The sequence below is a fragment of the Fervidobacterium changbaicum genome (genome assembly GCF_004117075.1).
GTDB classification, from domain to species: Bacteria; Thermotogota; Thermotogae; order Thermotogales; family Fervidobacteriaceae; genus Fervidobacterium; species Fervidobacterium islandicum.
On record NZ_CP026721.1, the window covers coordinates 1734210 to 1754921 of the forward strand.

The 20712-nt window shown below is 41.7% G+C and carries 15 protein-coding genes and 1 tRNA gene; 13 read left to right on the forward strand and 3 right to left on the reverse strand.

What is annotated here, in order from left to right:
* Positions 1–16: 16 nt before the first annotated feature.
* The gene (locus tag CBS1_RS07965; RefSeq protein ID WP_033191560.1) at positions 17–631 is read right to left on the reverse strand and encodes a hypothetical protein; all 615 of its coding nucleotides are present in this window, start codon (positions 629–631) and stop codon (positions 17–19) included.
* Between the two features lie 30 nt (positions 632–661).
* The gene (locus CBS1_RS07970) at positions 662–3373 is read right to left on the reverse strand and encodes a PQQ-binding-like beta-propeller repeat protein (protein WP_090222958.1); all 2712 of its coding nucleotides are present in this window, start codon (positions 3371–3373) and stop codon (positions 662–664) included.
* A 372-nt stretch (positions 3374–3745) separates the two neighbouring features.
* Here CBS1_RS07970 and CBS1_RS07975 point away from each other — a divergent pair, with 372 nt between their 5' ends.
* Positions 3746–4945 carry an IS110 family RNA-guided transposase gene (locus CBS1_RS07975; RefSeq protein ID WP_236938321.1) on the forward strand — a complete coding sequence of 400 codons (1200 nt, stop codon included), beginning with the start codon at positions 3746–3748 and terminating at the stop codon, positions 4943–4945.
* Between the two features lie 91 nt (positions 4946–5036).
* Here the strand turns inward: CBS1_RS07975 and CBS1_RS07980 are convergent, their stop codons facing one another.
* The gene (locus CBS1_RS07980; RefSeq protein WP_176759487.1) at positions 5037–6644 is read right to left on the reverse strand and encodes a hypothetical protein; all 1608 of its coding nucleotides are present in this window, start codon (positions 6642–6644) and stop codon (positions 5037–5039) included.
* A gap of 263 nt (positions 6645–6907) precedes the next feature.
* On the opposite strand from CBS1_RS07980, the gene CBS1_RS07985 reads away from it, so the two are divergent.
* The 12 genes from CBS1_RS07985 (at position 6908) to CBS1_RS08040 (ending at position 20699) form a co-directional block, all read left to right on the forward strand.
* Positions 6908–6984 (forward strand) — tRNA-Ala (locus CBS1_RS07985).
* 280 nt (positions 6985–7264) lie between these two features.
* Positions 7265–7534: a co-chaperone GroES gene (gene groES / locus CBS1_RS07990; RefSeq protein WP_014450657.1), complete on the forward strand. Its 270-nt coding sequence runs from the start codon at positions 7265–7267 to the stop codon at positions 7532–7534.
* Positions 7535–7562: 28 nt separating this feature from the next.
* Positions 7563–9179, forward strand: coding sequence for a chaperonin GroEL (gene groL / locus CBS1_RS07995; protein WP_033191557.1), 1617 nt, complete (start codon positions 7563–7565; stop codon positions 9177–9179).
* Positions 9180–9262: 83 nt separating this feature from the next.
* Positions 9263–9820, forward strand: a complete 558-nt coding sequence (locus CBS1_RS08000; protein WP_052107125.1) for a dihydrofolate reductase family protein — start codon at positions 9263–9265, stop codon at positions 9818–9820.
* Between the two features lie 58 nt (positions 9821–9878).
* The gene (fusA, locus tag CBS1_RS08005) at positions 9879–11936 is read left to right on the forward strand and encodes an elongation factor G (RefSeq protein ID WP_033191556.1); all 2058 of its coding nucleotides are present in this window, start codon (positions 9879–9881) and stop codon (positions 11934–11936) included.
* 108 nt (positions 11937–12044) lie between these two features.
* Positions 12045–12986, forward strand: coding sequence for a coiled-coil domain-containing protein (locus CBS1_RS08010; RefSeq protein WP_033191555.1), 942 nt, complete (start codon positions 12045–12047; stop codon positions 12984–12986).
* The gene (locus CBS1_RS08015) at positions 12983–15832 is read left to right on the forward strand and encodes a flagellar hook-length control protein FliK (protein WP_090222549.1); all 2850 of its coding nucleotides are present in this window, start codon (positions 12983–12985) and stop codon (positions 15830–15832) included. Before CBS1_RS08010 ends, CBS1_RS08015 begins: the two co-directional genes overlap by 4 nt.
* Entirely contained in the window at positions 15804–16460 is a 657-nt protein-coding gene (locus CBS1_RS08020; RefSeq protein ID WP_033191553.1) for a flagellar hook assembly protein FlgD, read from the forward strand. Before CBS1_RS08015 ends, CBS1_RS08020 begins: the two co-directional genes overlap by 29 nt.
* Before the next feature lie 12 nt (positions 16461–16472).
* On the forward strand, positions 16473–18788 hold the full coding sequence (locus tag CBS1_RS08025; protein ID WP_033191552.1) for a flagellar hook-basal body complex protein: 2316 nt from the start codon (positions 16473–16475) through the stop codon (positions 18786–18788).
* Positions 18789–18835: 47 nt separating this feature from the next.
* Positions 18836–19039 carry a flagellar FlbD family protein gene (locus tag CBS1_RS08030; RefSeq protein WP_033191551.1) on the forward strand — a complete coding sequence of 68 codons (204 nt, stop codon included), beginning with the start codon at positions 18836–18838 and terminating at the stop codon, positions 19037–19039.
* On the forward strand, positions 19039–19827 hold the full coding sequence (locus CBS1_RS08035) for a motility protein A (RefSeq protein WP_033191550.1): 789 nt from the start codon (positions 19039–19041) through the stop codon (positions 19825–19827). The genes CBS1_RS08030 and CBS1_RS08035 overlap by 1 nt, the downstream gene beginning before the upstream one ends.
* Entirely contained in the window at positions 19827–20699 is an 873-nt protein-coding gene (locus CBS1_RS08040; protein ID WP_090222550.1) for a flagellar motor protein MotB, read from the forward strand. Before CBS1_RS08035 ends, CBS1_RS08040 begins: the two co-directional genes overlap by 1 nt.
* Positions 20700–20712 lie beyond the last annotated feature (13 nt).

Consider the following 20712-nt stretch of genomic DNA (forward strand, 5'->3'; position numbering starts at 1 on the left):
TTTTTGAAAACATAAATTACTTTTCGTTTATTATTTCGAGCTTTGCAATCACTGGAGCTTTTGTTGCTGGTATGTTGAGTTTGACATAAATTTCATCTTTTGAACGTTCTAATCCTTTCTGCCCGCGTCCCTTGCCCACACCAACGAGCCATCCACCTGCCAAGAGTATTTGGCTTGGATTGATATCCTGCACGGCAAAAGTTGAGAGTCTGTCTTTCAGCCACACTTGGAAATATGGTGTATCGCCGTAGCCGTATGCGTAGAACATAAGATTCCCATCAGCTGTTCTGAAGAGTGCTACATCTTTAACGTTCTTCTTTTGTAGTCTTATAGTTACGTTCTTTCCATCGAAATCAACCGACTGCACATCAAATATTCTTGTAACAGGTTCGTCAAATGAATAATTATTTACAGCATTGATCTTCGCTTCAATGTAGACTCCGCTCTTATCCGCCTTCATTGGGAACCCGTTTATCTTGCCATCGACAAATAGGTTATTGCCGTACGGATCAACTATATTAACTGGAGTTCTTTCTTTCGGTGCATTGGAATTAGCGGGACTGAAAAGGTTACAGCTTGATAGTACGATTAAAATTGAAACAACGGCGATTAAAAACAGATGTTTTCTCATAACGTTCACCTCTCTTCCCTATTCAAGGAATCACTGGAATACATCGGCCGGAGCGATAGCAAATCCGAACATCGTCGTGAAGATATAAAGGTCAGATGCGTCAACATTGTTGGTCGAATCAGTTAAGTATCCAACCTTGTAGCTGTAAACATTTGGATACGGTGGTGTGTAGTCTTGGCGTGGACCAATGTTGAAAACCATTTCCGTGCCGGTTACGGTTGTTCCAAGTCTGGTAACAAACATATTCCAGTCGTTGATATCCACATCTAAGTCGTTGTCGAAATCACCGAGAATATATAAGAACTTACCTGCTTTGTAAACCCTCTTTGCGGTTAGATAATCTGGATCCACCATTCCACCCTGAAGTTGTGCATATCCATACAAATCAAAGTATTGCTCGTATGGGTCACTTGCACTGCCAGTAAACGTGGCTTTGTCTGGGAACATAAGGTTGAGCGCAATTGTCGCAACCCTTGTTGTACCAGAAAGGGGTGGGTTGAAGTTTTGCAAGACTATCTCTAGCTTATTGGGTGATACTCTACTAAGTGAATCTACTTTTGTGACGTTAGCAGAGTAGTTTTCAAACTCAATCCTACTTATTGTAACACCAAGCTTAGTCTCCAGTCTCATAGCTTCAGCTACTGAATTAGTAGCTGCATCTAAAAATAGGAAGGCTTTAGTTGGACCATACGCAAACTCTGGAACTAAGAGAGTTACGGTGGCGTTGAGTTGAGCGTAGAATATTTCAACATATCCTGGTCCCTTTAACGGTAGTTGGATACTGTCTTTATAATAGTAAGTTTGTCTGTCATAGCCTGTGGACGCGTCTGGATTCCATTGATAAACGTTCCATTTATAAGCATAGAACACTTGCCCACCTTGTACTGGACTTGAGTTTATCGTGACCTTGGCATTATTTGGGTTGTTTATGAATTTACCGTAGTTAAATGTTGTGTTTACAACTGTCGTACCTTCTGAATTTGCGCTGAGTGGATACCTGTGGTAAATGAAGTATGTATAACTTGCATCTGTGTAGAGTTCCACCCTTCTGTCGTTGAATCTGAACGTCAAAGTTGCCGGGTTGTCACCTTGTGCACCTTCGTAATTATTTGGAGCGCCTGTTCTCCAGAACCTGAAGGTAAACGTGGAGTCCTTCGTTGGTTGTGTACTAACACCACGCACGTTAACGTATCTACCAAGTAGTAATCTAGCAGTTGTTGGTGTTGAGAACTCGACAACGGCTGATTGAACACCTGGGATACCTTGAAGAATAGAAGCAGGATTTGTTTCGTTCGTTCTTAAATTCCTGAATACTGTAGGTGGGCTATTATCGTCATTCACGATGGTCGCATCGTAAAGCAAACCATAAACGGGGCTTGATATCGAACCTGAAAGTAGAGAACTTGAAAGTTCTTTGCCGTAGTAACCTTCTCTTGCTATCAAATAAATTCTCGAGCTAAAGCCTATAGAAGTTCGGTCAATGAAACCTGTATTAAACGAGTTTTGACCGTACTTTGCCCAAATACCGTAGAGGCCACGTGCATCGAACTGCCATGCGTACACGGTTCCATCATTTGCCGCTACGGTGAAATAGTAATTCTCGGACATAAGAGCACCCAACGGTGCGATATTCACAGCACCACTGATTGGTATTGAGCTTGGAATGTTGTACTGCCATACTAAGTTAAACTGTCCGCTTGTTAAGTTATACGAAAGTATGCTTACCTTTCCGTTTCCATACGAAGATGATGGCACAATTAGGTATGTTATACCGTCAAGACCTTTTACGATACCTGGTGTTGAGGTGATCTGTTGTCCGATGCTGAATTCTCCTGCTTTTGTCAAACTGGAGTTAAGTGCTACTACTTTCCCGTTATCTCCAAAGACATAAATAATATCATCACCATCTATTAGCGGTCCAGATGAATTGGCAGCACTCAAGAATGTAACGTGTTGTTCCGAAGGCGATGTGGATGGATCAATTTTGTAGAGTGTACCTTGGTTGCTCAGTGCATAAACGTGTCCGCTACTACTCATCGCCATAGGTGTTGTAAATTCACCACCAAGAGTTATTGAAGAAACTTCAGTTAGGTCATTTTCATATCTTATCGAGAATGTTCCGTTCTGGGTTAGCACGTATACTCGTGTTCTACCTGGATTGAGCATCGGGGGTGTTTTAATGGGCTGTCCGAGGTTTACTGTAATAGGTGGTGTTACAAAACTGTTATTCACGGTGTCATAAGTTATTCTATACAAAGTACCGTTAACTGTGCCAAGGAAAATAACAATTTGGCCTGAGTCAAGGTATGCTGTAAGTCCATAGGATGGACCGTTTATGTTTGTATAATATGCAGTGCCACCTGTACTACCTTGTGTGAAATGATGCACTACGAGTCTATTTTGAGCCGTACCCTGAGCAGTGACGTATATCAAGTACCTGTCAGGACCGCTATCAGGTTTAATAAACACGGGAGGAGCTACGATGTTCGCCACTTGATCAATTTGTCCTTGTTGAATGGTGCCACCTGCCATAGTCAGTGTGAAAAGAGCACCGTCGTTTGACAGATAAAGCAAGGTTCCACCTTCCAGCGCAATTATACTCGGTCCTGATTTGCCTGGTATCGACCTTGAGAATGTTGGGGCCCATAATCCGCTGATGTTCAGTGCAGAAAACGTGAACTGCGGCAACAGAACTATTATGAACGTTAACAAGACAACCAAAAGTTTAAATCGCACCTTCATACACCGTACCCTCCTTTCTCACATGCTTATTAATCGTTACATCCAAACGTCAGAGAACCTGAAAGTTTTGGGCTGAGTTGGAGCTCATTCCGAACTACCGCGTATCTGAAGCAAGAAACACGAGAACGTTTTTTTGCACACTAGCTTTACAAGACTTTCATATGTCACCTCCTACATAAAAATATGGTATAAATAATTTAGCTTAAAAAAATTGAGGGCAGGACAACTTATGTCACCTTGGCTTTTAAGCCATTTAAGGAGTCTGTTGCCTGCCTTTAACCATGATTAGTTGGTTGGGCTTTCAGCCCTCGTCAGCATGGAGGATTGGTTCAGCAGGCTCCCTGCCCTCATCATTCGAAAGGAGGATTTTTCATGGATAACTTCCCTGTTTTCGTCGGCATCGATGTTTCCAAGGATAAGTTCAACGTCTGCGCTATCTCTAATCCCAGTTCCATCATCTTCGAATCTTCTTTCGATATGTCCCAGCAAGGCTTTTCCTCCTTCGCAAACAAACTCTCTGCCTTCCCAAAACAATCCATCATCATCGCTATGGAATCTACTGGCTGTTATCATCTCAACCTTCTGGCTTTCCTTTCTTCCAACGACTTTGCTTGCGCTGTTTTTAATCCTCTAACTGTTAAAAACTTTGCTTCTCTTCGAAAGACCAAAACCGACAAAATCGATGCTCGCATTATCGCTACTGCTTTGTTTTACCTACAACATCAAATTCCTTCTTCTGCTTTTGTCAACTCTGAGCTTCGTGATATTGTCAGAGCACGCGAAAACATTATCCACCGCATCGCAAAAGTTAAAGACAATATCGAAAAACTGCTCAACGTTCTTTTCCCTGAACTCGAAAGAGTTACCAATATCTACAGTGACACTATCCTCAATCTTCTTTCTCATTTCCCTTCTGCCAAGGCTATTCAAAAGGCTCGTAATCTGGATGTGTTCTTTTCCAAAGACCGTGGCAGAAGTACAAAACTTAATGCTCAAAAACTTAAAGAACTCGCTAATAACTCGATTGCTCAATATTGGCCGATGAAAGAAAAGATTCTTGTGCAAAATATCAAAGAACTACAATTTTTACAGCAACAGCTTGAAGAATACGACAAGATGATGAAAGAATATTGCGAATGTAGTGCGATAAACCTTGATATCGAGATACTCACGTCAATACCAGGTATTGGTGAAAACAGCGCGATGCATTTCTTGGCAGAAGTTGGAGATATCTCAAGATTTAGTACATACAAAAAACTCATTGCGTATTGTGGACTCGATCCAAGCATTGCCCAATCAGGCAAAAGCAAAGTAGAAGGACACATATCGAAAAGGGGCAATGCCCACCTAAGACGAATACTATGGCTAATGGCAGTGAGTGTAGTGATTCACAACGAATATTTCCGAACATACTATGAACGAAAAAGGCAGCAAGGTATACCGTACAAAAAAGCGATAATGTCAGTAGTACACAAGTTATTGCGAACGTTGTACGCAATGTTGAGAAAGAAAGAGAAGTTCAATATTGATTATGCTATCTCACACTCAAAACAAAAATTTAATTTTGCATAGTTGACTCCTTTGAATTTTCTATTTTTCCGTTTTTTACCAAAGCTTTTTTCATTTTTTGGCTGCTCAGGGATTATCTAAACAAAAATCAGGATTATTGTACATACAACAAGAAGTTTCCAATATCCCGCATCAAGTTACCTGACAAATCCTGAACATTCATAACAGTAACGTAATAATAGCCCAGTGCCATTATGGTAGACACGGAGAACACAACAGTCTTCCCATCAGAAGAGATCTCTTCCGGTTCCATTAGTAAATCCCTGTAAAAGCTGGCGAATTCGTTTTCTCTGATGAGCAGCCTCGGTTTAACTCCTGTGTTTATTCCACCAGCGTCGTAGACTTTCAATTTAAAGACCGCCGGTCCGGGTGAAATGTACGTTGGCTGGTCCTTCCCCATCTCAACATCGTTTACGGTGAGTGAGATAAATCTCGGACCGTTGTAGTCGGGTACACTCACAAAAGTTTCGGCTATTCCACCTCTATTATCGTCCGATTCCGCGTAAACTGTAATTATATGTGTTCCCTCTTCTACGTCCCACAAAGTAAATCTTTTTGCTTCTTTTCCTTCAGAAGCGATGCTCGAGTCTATCGCTTTCCCGTCGACGAAGTACACAATCTTTGTGTATCGGACTCTCTCTTCTTGTGGAACAAGTGCGATAACCGCCGTTCCACCTGCAGTTAAATTCGCTGGGCTCACCTCGACCTCAAAACTCAAAGCCGTCGAACCGACGTAGATTCTTTTCGAATAGTAGGCGGCATTTCCTTCTTTATCTCTCACAGTTATATTAAGCGTATGTGTTCCAAGTTCTTTTTTACCTATTTTTATGGCTTTTTCAAACGATTTTCCTGAAATCTTACCTTGCTCGACAACTTCACCATTGAACTCCACTTTGTAATAATCGAGCTCTTCGTTGTCATACATTTTGACTTCGAAGCTCACATCTGAGTTTACCGGATAAAAAGTCTTAGTGAAAACATTAATGATAGGTTTGACCCTATCCACTGGATTTACTTCGAATACTACCTTCGTGGCATCCTCCATATTGTAAGAAGAAGTTTTTAGAAATAGCTCCACTTTTCCAGGATAATTTACTGGTTCAAGTTTTCTATAAACATATCCCGCCTTCTCGGTAAGTGCTTTCCTTATCCAAGTGTTACCACCTACTCGACCGTCCAAAGTGTAGTTCACTATGGGGTTCTCACTACCGACTTTGATTAGCAGCATCACCTCATCGCCCACATACGGGCGCTCGGGTATGAGTCTCACTTCCTCAATTAAGGGAGGTAACGAATCGTAAACCGTCATTGTTCCGTTAGTGGTGTACCAAACATTATCAACTATCGAATAACCCTCAACACTTAGCTGGTAAATGCCCGGCTTTGAGAAGCGCTTCGTGATTTCGTAAGGGTACTTGTTAATCGAAATGGATTCACTGAACACGGTGCTGTCACTGTGTTTGGATTTCACCTTTATGTTCGACAAGCCCGGCTCGAGTGGTTCAACGGTGATTTTTACATCCGTATTGACAAAAGTGACTTCTGGGTAGGATACTTTAAACTTTTCGTTGGAAGTTGTTGTACCTCTTGAAGTACATGAGAAAACAGCTAACAGAAAGATATTCAGCACAATCAATAACAAAGCAGTTGACTTGGTGATGAACCCAAAAAAGAACCTGCTTTTTTTAACTTCAGGTTTCATACAAGCACACCTCCGAAAGTGTTCTATTTTTTATCTTCTTATTTGTGACAAACATCCCAAAAAGTACCAGAACACAAATTTACCCAATAACATATTCTATATTAGGCGTGCCTGCTCCTACTACATCAACTATAAATTTAGACCTCGAATTAGTCAAAATTATTGAAATTTTGTTAAGAAAAAATGTAAAGGAATCCTTCTTGATTTTTTTTCAATAAATGATATAATCTTCATGCGTATTAAGATGCATGTGTCATAATAGTGGGGCCGTAGCTCAGCTTGGGAGAGCGCTACCATGGCACGGTAGAGGTCGTGGGTTCAAGTCCCATCGGCTCCACCAACAGTTCAGACTTCAGCCCTGGTTGATCCCAGGGCTTTTGTTTTTCAATACCATACTTTTCGTGATGTTGCAAACAAAGCCGTTCAGTCAATTTTGGTTAGTGAAAACATAAGAAAAAATAAGAAAAATACATTTATTTCGCTATAAAGCTGCATAAATGGCCATAGACGTAAACTTTCACAATTCACATATTTCATTTTTCTGTTATACTAAAATTAGCACACGCAACTAAAGAGTGATAATCAAAACACAACAACATGTGACAGGAGGGGGTAAGAGTATGAAGGTAAAACCACTTGGTGAAAGGCTTTTGATAAAGCCCATCATCGAAGAAAAGAAGACAGCAGGTGGTATTGTACTTCCAGATGCCGCTAAGGAAAAACCGATGAAGGCTGAGATAGTTGAAGTTGGTAAACTGCCAGAAGATTGCACACTCAAAGTCGGAGACAAGGTAATATACAACAAGTACTCCGGAACAGAAATTAAGATCGACGATGAAGACTACATTTTGATCGATTTGAACGACATTCTTGCAAAAATAGAAGAATAAAAACGGAAAATTGGAGGAGGTGTGAGATATGGCAAAGTTGTTGAAATACAGTGAAGAAGCAAGAAGGGCACTCGAATCAGGTGTTGATGCGGTTGCGAATGCAGTGAAGATCACACTTGGTCCAAAGGGTAGAAACGTCGTTATCGAAAAATCTTGGGGAAGCCCAACAATTACAAACGACGGTGTTTCCATCGCTAAGGAAATAGAACTCGAAGACAAGTTCGCAAACCTTGGTGCTCAGCTCGTTAAGGAAGTTGCAAGCAAGACAAACGACGTTGCCGGTGACGGTACAACAACTGCAACAGTTCTTGCGCAGGCAATGATTAAAGAAGGACTCAAGATGGTCGCAGCTGGCGCAAATCCAATACTTGTCAAACGCGGAATCGACAAAGCTGTAGCAAAGGTTGTTGAGGAAATTAAAAAGATTTCCAAGAAGCTCTCCAGCACGGAAGATATAGCACACGTTGCAGCTATAAGCGCCAACAGCGAAGAGATTGGAAAGCTTATTGCAGAAGCTATGGAAAAGGTTGGAGAAGATGGGGTCATCACAGTTGAGGACAGCAAAACCATCGACACATACGTTGAATTCACCGAAGGTATGCAATTTGACAGAGGTTATATCTCACCGTACTTTGTAACAGACCCAGAAAAGATGGAAGTTGTCTACAACGAACCGTTCATACTCATTACCGATAGAAAACTTTCCAACGTAAAACCACTCATCCCAATACTTGAAAAAGTTGCTCAAACAGGAAGACCACTCGTAATCATTGCAGAAGATGTCGAAGGTGAAGTACTCACAACGCTTGTGCTCAACAAGCTCAAGGGTACACTCAACACAGTTGCAGTTAAGGCTCCTGGCTTCGGTGACAGAAGGAAAGCCATGCTCCAGGATATTGCAATTCTCACAGGTGGTATCGTAGCAAGCGAAGAAGTTGGTATTAATCTTGAAGACCTCACACTCCAAGACCTCGGTAGAGCGGATGTTGTTAGAGTAAAGAAAGACGAAACAATAATCGTCGGTGGTAAAGGTAAACCAGAAGAAATCAAAAAGAGAATCGCTCAGATTAAAGCCCAGATCGAACAGACCACAAGCGAATACGAAAAAGAAACGTTGCAAGAAAGAATGGCAAAACTCGCTGGTGGAGTAGCAGTTATAAAAGTCGGTGCTGCTACAGAAACGGAACTCAAAGAAAAGAAACACAGAATTGAAGACGCTCTTAGCGCAACAAGGGCAGCTGTTGAAGAAGGTATCGTTCCCGGTGGTGGAATTACACTCTTAAGAGCAAGAAAAGCCATCGAGCCACTCTTGAACGAACTTACTGGTGATGAGAAACTCGGAGCACAGATCGTTTACAACGCACTCGAGGCGCCAATCAGACAGATTGCTCTCAACGCTGGTTACGACGGTGCAATTATAGTACACAACGTTCTTGCAAAAGACGAGGTAGCATACGGTTTCGATGCACTCAAAGGAGAATACTGCAACATGTACGAACGCGGTATAATTGACCCAGCAAAGGTTACAAGGAGTGCACTGCAAAACGCAGCCTCAATCGCTGGAATGCTCCTCACAACAGAAGTGCTCGTCGTTGAAAAGCCAGAGGAAAAGAAAGCATCCGTGCCTGAAATGCCAGAATATTAATACTAGAAGAAATAGCAAAAAAAGCGGTACCCGGAAAGCGGGTACCGCTTTTTTATTCATTGCACTGTGCTAAAATATATTAAATGAAAGGGAAGGTGGTTGATACGAGAATCAGATTGCTGGCAGTGACAGATGTAAGGGGAACTATCGCAATTAATGAAAACGATAGAACGGATTGGGGAAGTCCGGAGGACAAAAGACTTTTCAAAGAAATAACCACCCGCTCAGGTCTTGTTGTTATGGGCAGAAAGACCTACGAAGCGATTGGTAAAAGATTGCCCGGAAGGTACAACGTTGTTCTGAGCACAAAGGGCGTGTTTTCTTGTGGAGAGCCTGATTTGGTACTAAACGGGAACGTTTCGCAGATAATTCAGGAACTTAGGAACCGAGGTTTTGAAGACGTGTGCGTTATCGGTGGTCAGACTTTGTTTTCTCAATTTCTAAACGCTGGTCTTGTAACAGACTTACACTTGACAATAGAACCGATAATCCTACCTGACGGGTTGAATCTTTTTTCAAATATTGACAAACACTACTCATTACGCTTTGAAAAAGCTCAGATTCTGAATTCTAAGGGAACTATCTACGTGCATTATCGAATTGGAGAGCTTGGAAACAAAATACAGGGTTTGAAAATCTGAAATATTCTGGTAAAATATACCACAGTGACATTTTTTTATCATATACGGAGGTGGGGACATGGTTGCGAAGGATAAACGCACAGTGGCTCTTGTGGGTCACAACGGTTCTGGAAAATCCGCTTTGATGGTAGCTGCTCTTAACCTTGGTGGGATGAACGTTACAAAGAAAGAGGTTGATTTTGATCCAATAGAAGCACAAAGGGGTGCAAGTATAAACTCGCATGTTGGCACGTTTAAGTTCGAAGGTAAACAGATCACGCTTGTTGACACGCCAGGTTTCAGCGATTTTATTGGTGAAGTTATCAGTGCGATCTTCGTTTCCGAGAATGTTATCAGCGTTATAAATGCAACGGCAGGTGTGGAAATCCAGACGGAAAGAACATGGGCTCTTGCAACGGAAATGGAAAAACCCATAATGGTCTTCATCAACCAGATGGACAAGGAAAGAGCAAGCTTTGAGAATTCACTCGCATCACTCAAGGAACGGTTCGAAGCGAAGATTGTACCCATAGTCTACCCAGTTGGTGCAGAAGCGAACTTCAAAGGAGTTGTCGATCTTATCTCTGGAAAAGCATACCTCTATGAAAATGGCAAACCAAAGGAGACAGAAATTCCAGCAGAAGTAAAGGATAAAGTTGAAGAAATTAAGATGTCGATAATGGAAGATATCGTTTCACTCGATGATACTTTGATGGAAAAATACTTTGCAGAAGAACCAATTACCCCTGAAGAACTTTGGTCGGCTCTTAGAAAGGGATTCATCGAAAGACAAATCGTCCCAGTTTTGGCAGGTTCTGCAGAAAAGAACATAGGTGTTGACGTATTACTTAGAACACTGAACAACATCGGTGCTTCTCCACTTGAAGCTAAACCGTACAAGGCAAGACTCGAAAGTGGCGACGAAGTGGATGTTGTAGCTTCCGAGACAGATCCGTTCGTTGGTTACACGTTCAAAGCGGTTGTTGACCCGTTCGTTGGAAAATTGAGCTACATAAAGGTTGTCTCCGGTGTTCTTAAACCAGGTGATACATTTGTTAATGTAACAAGAGGTTCCCAAGAAAAGGTCGGACACCTGTACTTTGCAAAAGGTAAGGAAACCTACGAAGTTGAGGAGGCATCCTGTGGTGATGTTGTTGTCCTTCCAAAACTCAAAGAGAGTGCCGTTAGGGACACACTAACGCACAAAGATAGGAAACTTGCGATAATTCCTCCAGTTTACCCGGAACCGATGATCTCCAAGAGCGTCAACCCAAAATCAAAGTCAGACATCGACAAGATCAGCAACGGTCTGAGCAGATTGGCGGATTCCGATCCAACATTCGCTTGGGAATTCGATCCCGAAACTTCGGAAACCGTTATCTCAGGTATTGGTGGTATGCACCTTGATGTCATGGTTGAAAGACTCAAGAACATCTTTGGCGTAGATGTAGAGGTTGGAAAACCGAAGATTGCTTACAGGGAAACTGTAATGGCAAAGGCGATTTCTGAGCACAAACACAAGAAACAAACAGGTGGACACGGTCAGTATGGACACGTTAAGATAGAGATCGAGCCACTTGAAAGAGGCGCGGGCTTTGAATTTGTTGACAAGATCGTGGGTGGAGTCATTCCAAGAAACTTCATCCCGTCGGTTGAAAAAGGAATTCGTGAAGCAATGAAGAAAGGTGTGCTTGCGGCGTATCCGGTTGTCGATGTCAGAGTAACACTATTCGACGGTTCGTACCACGAAGTCGACTCATCGGATATCTCGTTCCAAATCGCAGCAATTCAAGCATTCAAAAAAGGTATGCAGCAGGCAAGGCCAGTTTTGCTTGAACCAGTAATGTACGTAGAAGTCTTCACACCAGATGAAAACGCTGGAGATGTGATGGGAGATATAAGCTCAAGAAGGGGAAGACCGATGGGAATGGAGCCTGCAGGAAAAGGTATGACTGTTGTCAAAGCAGAAGTCCCACTTGCCGAAATGCTTGACTTCCAGAGCAGACTCTCATCGATCACGAGTGGTAGAGGTTATTTCACGATGAGGTTTGCGAAATACGATATCGTTCCACCAAACATCCAAGAAAAGATAATAGCAGAACGCAAGAAGTACCTCGAACAGCAAGCGGAAGAATAACGATAATTTCTTTGGCAGTAATGAGGGTCGGCATCAGCCGACCCTTTTCTTTTTTCACACTTAGGAAAATCATATCGCACAGAAGAATATTGAATTGGAGGTGGACTAATGAAATCAAGAAAATGGCTTTTCATATTGTTGGGCATCCTTATTGGAGTGCTAATTGTTGCAGTGATTTTTTTCTATGGCTATTCTTCATATCTTATAAGTCAAATTTACGGAAAAGAGGCCTCTACGTTCCAAGCGTGGAGAAACTATTTTGGCCTTTTATTTTCCAAAGTTCCGATTGTGAAAAACTTCGTTCAGTACGAGCCAATAAACGTTTTCACCGCAAAAGAGTACTTTGAAAGCGCTTATGAGCAATACGCTTCACAACTCGATGCGAAATTAAAAGAACTGGAGGAAAAAGAAACACTCTTAGCCAAGAAAGAATCCGAAGTTAACAAACTCTTAGAAGCGCTGAAAACGGTGGAGAATAACTGGAAAGAGCAGAGATTAAAAGAACAACTGAACAAAGTTGAAGATACAACAACACTGAAGCGCTTGCAGGACCTTGTAGATACATTTCTCAACTCAGATCCACCACAGCTCAGAAGGCTAATGAATGCAGAAAACATGTCGGTTGAAACACTTGCACTGATACTTTCAAAGCTACCTGCAGATACAAGGGCGGAATTACTCCAAGAACTCACCGCAGTTAATCCAGTAAAGGCAGCTCAAGTCGTTGAGAAGATAGGCGGTGTGGATCAGATAATTAGTGATATAGAGAACAAAATCCAAGACCTTGAGGCGAAGATAAACGAGTTAGTTTCATACGAAGCGCAGATAATAACAGTGGATGGTTTTAGGAAAGGGCTTTCAGCATACTTATCAGAAATGCCGTACGAAGAAATCTGGAACATGGTTGAAAAGATAAGCAAAAAGCCAGACTTGGTGTTCTACATCCTTTCAAACGTCGATGACCAAACACGAATCAGGTTGTTGAAAGACATAAAAGACAAGAACGAAGAGCTCTTCATCGAAGTTTTGAACTTGGGGGCGAGATTTTGATTGATCTAATCAACCTTACAAAAATTCTCGGTAGTCCTGAGAAAGTTCAAAGCGTGCTTTCCGAAATAAGTAAAAGTTCTGGAAATGGAGAATCTTTTGAAAAGATTCTCCAAAAAGTCGTTGATGAACTATCTAAAACAGACACTAGCGAAAGTCCCCAGAACGAGAATAGCGCTGTAGCGAAAAAGATCGCACTTTCACAACAAATAGTGAAAAACGAGAATCAAGTAGGTTCATTGGGCGAAGAAAACAAAATGAACAAGAAAGAAATCTTGCAAACAACCGTCACTGGCCAAAGCGAAAGATTAATAAAGGAGACTACCGCTGGGGATAGCAAGACCCACGAGGTAAAGAGTGACAATGGTGAAGAACTGTTCTCTCAAGCTTCAAATGAGCTAAGTGAAGGCAAAGATATCAATAATGACAAACACATATCAGTAATAGGCAAACTCCAAGAACTATCGAAAAAGGATTCGAACATTATCTCGAATTCCTTACAAACATCCGCTTCTGAAAACGGAAAAAGCGAAACTGGCACGGCATATTTGAAAGAAGAAAAAATCATCGAAGCAACCAAAGAAGAAGATAGCGTTTCGCAGCTCAAAAAAAAGTTTTTGACCGAGTTCACATCCGAAGCTCCAAAAGATGATAAACATGGGATTGTGGTTGCGGATACTGGTGTTAAAGGTCAGAACATGTACACAAAATACGAAACAGCAGAGAAACTTTCTATTAAAGTAAATACTGTTCACACTGAACAGCAAGCACAAGTCAGCGTCAAAGAAGTGACTTTGAACATGAATGATGCTGGAAAGGAAAATTCAGGACCAATTTCATCAAATAGTTCGAAGGATAATAAGCAAACAAAAGTTGTTATGAACGCTTCCGAAAAGGTCCAGCCTAAATACGTAAAAGAAAATAGAACCGTTAGCGATAACGCAGGTATTTTTAACTACGAAGCACCAACCAAAACCAAGCGCGATGATTTGCAGAATGTTCAAATATTCCCACAACAACTGAGCGAAACAAAGACAAGTAATTCCAAGACAGCGCAAAGCTTAGGAAACAAAATAGCCGAACCTCAGAGCAACCAAATTGCCAGAATTTTCAGTCAAAAAGCCGAGGTTGAAATTGTTCAGGACATCGGTCACGAAGCTTCTAAAACAAGATACGTAGTGGAACCAAACTCACAGATGGCTAAATCAAAGACAACCGATAAGAAGACCGATGTGATTCAGGAAAATCTGCAAAAGGAAGAACTTCAAAACAACGTATATAGACCTTCCGATAAAGGCATCCAAAATCTGGCTCAAAACGCTTTCGAAGCAAAGCGCATTGTTGAATCAAACTCTGCTATTGCCCAGTCGAAAGCGAGCGATACGAAAACAAATGCGATTAATGAAAAGAGGGAAAAACTGGAAGCATCAACTAAGGAGAACAAATCAATCGGTCGTGTTAGCAGTTTTATCAGTATTGAAAACATCGCTTATTTAGAAGAGAGAGCCCAGTTACTTCAATCTTCAGTCAATGAGTTTTCTAAATCTTTGCAAAGACAAAATTCGACCAATGGTGTTGTGTCTAATGTAAATGTCGAAAAAACGAACGTGCTTCATGAAATCAATGTTAGAAATGCAAGAACTTCGGAAAATGTGGCAGTAGTAAACGGTTTATCGACATCCCATACAAACGTACAGAATAAATCCAACATGGAAAAGATAGATAAAGTTATCTCGCAAGAGAAAATCCAGACTAGTCAGCGGGTTGTTCCTTTTGTTGCGAACAGTAACGCTAATGAGTCTAAGCAAAATGATGCAGAAAGGAAGAGCGATGGAAACATCTTACCGATACTTGGTTCAATAAGATTGATTGCTTCGGAAAAATTAAATCAGATTGTGAATTTCCAAAGTAAGGATGAAGATATTGGAAAAGATAATGCAATAGATTCTAAAGCTTCAAAAATCTCCAACCAACAGATATCACTAGCAGCTGAGTTAGTCAAAAGCGCAGCTATGGAAAATCCAAAGGTTGTGTCTAATCAACCAAATGTTCAAGTGAAGGAAAGCATTAAAGATAAAAACAACGTACAATTAGCTGAAAAATCAAACATTCCAGACATAACACAACCCGAAATTTCAAGCGATGTTGTGAAACCGGCTCAGAACGACATTTTTCAAAATACGAACTCTCAGCAAGAAAAATACGATGCAAAGGCATTTAGGAATGAGGCTGGTGAGGTGTCGAAGAATAAATTAGAGATAAAGTCCTTTGAAGTTGAGTACAGAGTTAAAGATGAACCTAAGAAAGGAGAAATTCAAGAAAAACCTAACATCTCAAACAAGTTCTTAGAACGGCTTGCTGAAATGACGTACAAAGCATCGGAAACAAAATTCGAGCAAACATACCAAGCAAGTAGCAGATTTGAACTTGCAGAACGTTTACAATATGCTCGTAACCTTGAAGAGATTTATCAAAAGATAAGAGAATTTGGATTTTCAGGCAAATTGGAAGAGAACGTAAGGATGAAGTTGTATCCAGAACAACTCGGGAACATCGACGTTGAGTTGAAAAAAGAGGGCAGGTCCATTACTATCGTTTTTGTGGCGGAGAATGAAAAAAGTAAGGAGCTTTTGGAAAAAAACATCGGTGTTTTGCGAGAAAGATTGACAACTCTGGATTTTGATGTGAAGAACTTGGAAGTGCGCATGAAAGAAGAGAACAACTACTATGAAGAAAGTAGACATCAGCACAATCAACAACAAAGAGAACATAATCAAGAAGGAAATAGAAAAAGAGCGTTTAATGAAGAGGTGATGGAAGATGATGATGAACGTGAACGCGACGTCTAATCTCTTCTCCCAGGTGAGTGAAAGAACAACGAAGAAAGATATGGATAAAGAAGCGTTCCTGAGACTATTGATCACGCAGCTCAAAAATCAAGATCCACTTGAGCCAATGAAAGACAGGGACTTCATTGCGCAGATGTCTCAGCTTTCATCCCTCGAGCAGATAATGAACATGAGCAAGTCTGTGCAGCAATTTGTTGAGACGGCAGCTCAACTTTACCGAACACAAGCAGTTTCCATGATAGGAAAGACCGCGGTGGTTAAGACCAACACGATACAGGTCTCGAACGGGGTTCCAGAGACGAAAGTTTTCAAGCTTGACGAACCAGCGAACATTATCATCAGGATATTTGATGGAAATGGAAAACTCGTGAAAGAGCAAAAGCTTGGCAACGTTGATGCTGGAATGCAGCTATTTGCCTGGGATGGAAAAGATGAGAACGGTACAAAAGTGAGGGATGGGAAATACACATTCAAGGTACTTAAAGTAACAGGAAACGGAGACTACGAAGAGATACCAAGTGTGGAAAGCGGTGTTGTTTCCGGTGTTCAATTTGACGGAAGCAAAATCAACATAGTTGTTAATAGCAAGGTATACGAGATTTCAGAAATATCAGAAATCTATGCGTAGGGGTGAGGATATATGATGAGGTCTCTTTACAGTGGTGTATCTGGACTTCAAGGATTCCAACAAGAGATTGATGTGGTAAGCAACAACATTGCAAACGTCAACACGATAGGTTTTAAGGGTGCGAGGGTCACCTACGCGACGAACTTTTCACAGATTCTCGATATGTCCAGAAGGGCAACGGATAGAACTGGTGGAACGAACCCAAAGCAAATCGGGTACGGTATACGTGTTGCATCGATCGACAAGATAATGAACCAAGGAAGTTTCCAAAACACCGGTAAGAAAACAGATTTGGCTATACAAGGTGAGGGATTCTTCGTCCTTTCGAATGGGCAAAGGTACTTCTACACGAGGGCTGGTAATTTTGATTTAGACCTGAATGGAACGGTGGTTCAGCCAACTACAGGTTTGAAATTACAAGGATGGGTTGCCGAAGTTGATCCCACAAGTGGTAGAAGATTTGTCGACACAAACAAACCAATTGGTAACATCCAGATATCGGCTGGTCTCAGCATGGCGGCAAAACAAACCTCAAGGATGGTCTTGGCGGGAAATCTTGATGCAAGAGTTGGGCCAGAGAAATTCGTTATCGCAATTAACGGTTACGGTGGTAGGGCTATTAACACGAAGGTTACATTTGAAAGAGACTTCGGAGGACTCCAAGACACTTTCAGTGATTACCAGATCTACCTCGGTAAGATAGATGCCAATCTGGACGATAAAATCGATGGCAGAATTTACATAAAGTTTGACAAGTTCGGAAACGTCGTTAGTGCAGGAGCTGTTAAGCAGAAGCTCTCAGGAACAGCTTCTTCTGGTGCTCTAACTCTTACAGAACCTATCCAGCAGCAGGATGGGAATTACCTTTTCATTATAAGGGATAATCAGGGAAGGATAGTTGATACAGTATCCAGAAACGTCCTAAATGGAAGTGTTACTGAGGCTATCGTAAGTGAGAAACTCATAGATGGTCAGAACTATTTTGTGGAAATTGCCGCTTCAACACAAGAAGTAGCTCCCCTTGATTTAGAGCTTGACAGCTCTAATGTAGGAGTAACAACGTCCGGTCAACTCACAAGGAACTACACAGTACAGTACGTGGTTGAAAATCTTGATGGAACACCGGTTAGCGGTATTGCTGCACAAGATATAAACAGTGCTGGAACGCAGAGCTTAACCAACGCAAATCTCGTTGCTGGTCGGCAGTACAGAGTGCGCGTTGTTGTCAACGGAAAGACACTTGGTTCGGAAGTTGTCACCGCTGTTGACGATGGTGGTAACGGAAGAATTAATTTTGAGTACACACAAGGTAAATACGGTGTTGTTAGAGTAATCAGGGACGCTGTTACAGGTAACGCAATTGGAACTTACAACGTGCTTTTGCTTAACGGCGACAACACAATTTACGATGCGAACTTAGCAAGTGGAAATTCTTACCAGGATGTCGTTTACCAACCATCAAAAGTTGATCAACTCACAATTCCTGGAGCTGGTGAGCCACGGTTCTACGAAGCAGATAACCCAACGAACTTCTCTGTGGTCTCATTCAAATCGCCATTCTACACGACATCGACACAGGTTTACGATTCTCTTGGAAATCCGTACACGCTTTACATTGACTTTGTAAAACTTGCAGCAGTTTACGGAAACAACGAAAACGCGTGGGCATTCAGAATTAGAAGTGCAACAGGTGAGAACATAAAATACCTTTCCAATTACGATACCGGAACAGAGATCACAGGTGGTAGTTTTGGTGTATTGAGGTTCGATAAAACAGGAAGACTACTTGGTGTCAATTCGTTTGATCCAAACACGGGGCAAATTGCTGAGGGAGAAAATATAGATGCTATCATGTTCAACGCAGGGGAAAACGGTGACGGAATAGTGAAAATCAAACTAGATTTGAACAGCATGACGCAATTCGCTGCGCTTGCGGATGCGTTTGTCAAAATGCAGGATGGTAATGCCCAAGGTGTTCTAGAATCGTTCTCGATTTCTGAAAATGGAGACATCATCGGTTCATTTACTAACGGTTTAGTTGATGTTCTTGGAAAAGTTGCACTTGCCACATTCAACAATCCAGCGGGCTTGCTTGAACTCGGTAACTCACTTTATGGAGAGAGTGCAAACAGTGGAACAGCTCGCATAGGTCAACCCGGTAAGGGTGGATTTGGATCACTTGTTGCAGGTGCTTTAGAAATGTCGAACGTTGACCTCTCAGAGGAGTTCACCAAACTGATAATCGCTCAAAGAGGTTTCCAAGCGAACGCAAGAACAATTACAACGGCAGACCAGATACTCCAAGAAGTGGTGAACCTCAGAAGATAATCCTATAGTGCAATCTGAGTAATCTGAAACCTATAGAGGTGAAAAATTTGATAAAGCTGACGGCACTTAATGGTAAAGAGTTCTATTTAAACGCTGAATACATCGAAAAAATCGAAGCCAATCCGGACACAACGATCACTTTGTACAATGGGAAAAAGTACATCGTGCTCGAACCAGTGCAAGAAGTGGTCAAGCGCATTATGGAATACAAAAAGCAGATATTCTTACCACCGATGGTAGGTGAGGAGTAATGGATATAACGGTTTTAATTGGTGTTATTCTCGGTTTTGGTATGATGGTATTCGGTATACTAAGCGGTAGTGGTGACTTCGCAACGTTCATCAATATCCCTTCCGTCATCATCACGGTGGGTGGAGCGATTTCTTCTGCTATAACAGCAAACAAAAAGGTTGTGGTCTTTGGTATCGCTAAAGTCATAACGAACGCGATCAAAGAGCCAAAAATCGATTATATTGGCACCTTAAGAACACTTGTGTCTTTCTCAGAAAAAGCAAGAAGGGAAGGTCTGCTTTCTCTTGAGGCGAACTTGGAAGAAATTCAAGATCCGTTCTTTAGAAAGGCCGTTCAGCTGGTTGTTGATGGAACAGAGCCAGAAGTTCTGCGCTCGATGATGGAAATAGAAATTGATATGACAACTTCTGAGATGTTAGACCAAAAGGCGTTTTTCGATTCCCTTGGAACGTTTGGACCAGCTTTTGGTATGATCGGAACACTTGTTGGATTGATCCAAATGTTGAATACATTGAATAACCCGGAAACACTGGGTCCATCGATGGCCGTTGCCTTGATAACCACGCTTTATGGTTCGATATTGGCTAACATCGTCGGTATTCCCGTAGCAGAAAAGATAGCGAAACGTGCAGCTGATATCGAAATTGCCAGAAGAATGATACTTGAAGGCGTGCTATCTATTCAGTCTGGAGAAAACCCGAGGGTACTTGAAGAAAAGCTCAAATCGTACTTACCGACAGCGGAGAAAGCAAAATACGAAGCCCAAGTTCAGGGGGCTGGCGCTTAATGGCTAAAAAAGAAAAGTGTGTCTGTAAAGCGGTTCCTGAGTGGCTTAACACGTACGGTGATATGGTCACATTATTACTAACGTTCTTCGTATTGTTGTTTTCAATGTCGAGCATAAGCCCTGGAAAATTCCAACAGGTCGTTGTTGGTCTAACTCTTGCACTCAGCGGTAACCCGCCGAGTGTCCTTACAGGCGGCCAAACAATGAGTGAAGAGGCGTTGATTTCAACTAAACCGGGCGTGTATCAGGAACTACTGAGAGTATCGGAGGAGTACAAAGGGAAGGTAACCATAGAAGAACGGGACGAAGGAACACTCATTACACTAACGAACTTTAAAATCTTTGAGACAGGAAGTGCAAGGCTAACAGCAGAAGCAAAGGAAATAATTGAAAAACTTGGGGCTATGATTTTGGAACACACGTCGAACATCATAGAAGTTAGAGGGTACGCGGATGATAGGCCAACAACTCCAGACTCGATATATCCATCGAACTGGCATCTAAGTTGCGCACGTGCCGCTTCCGTGGTCAATTTCATGCTTACAGAATTAAAGCAAAAGCGATACGCTCTGAGGTATTCTGAGATAAGGTCCGGTTTATTCGACATCGATTATTTTTATTCACCTGACAGATTTGTCCCGATAGGTAAAGGTGATGTAGACGTAAACAGAGAGTTGAAATCGATAAAGGCCAATTACGATTACGATATTTCCAAGCTGCAAAGTGATTACGAAAGTGGTAAAATATCATATGAGGAATACCAAAAGAAACGAGCAGAGCTTACCAAAAACTACAATATCGATGTAGAAAAGACACGTGCTAAATACAGAAAGATAGAGATAGTGATCAAAAGAGAGACAAAAGGTTATTGATTCTGATTTAAGG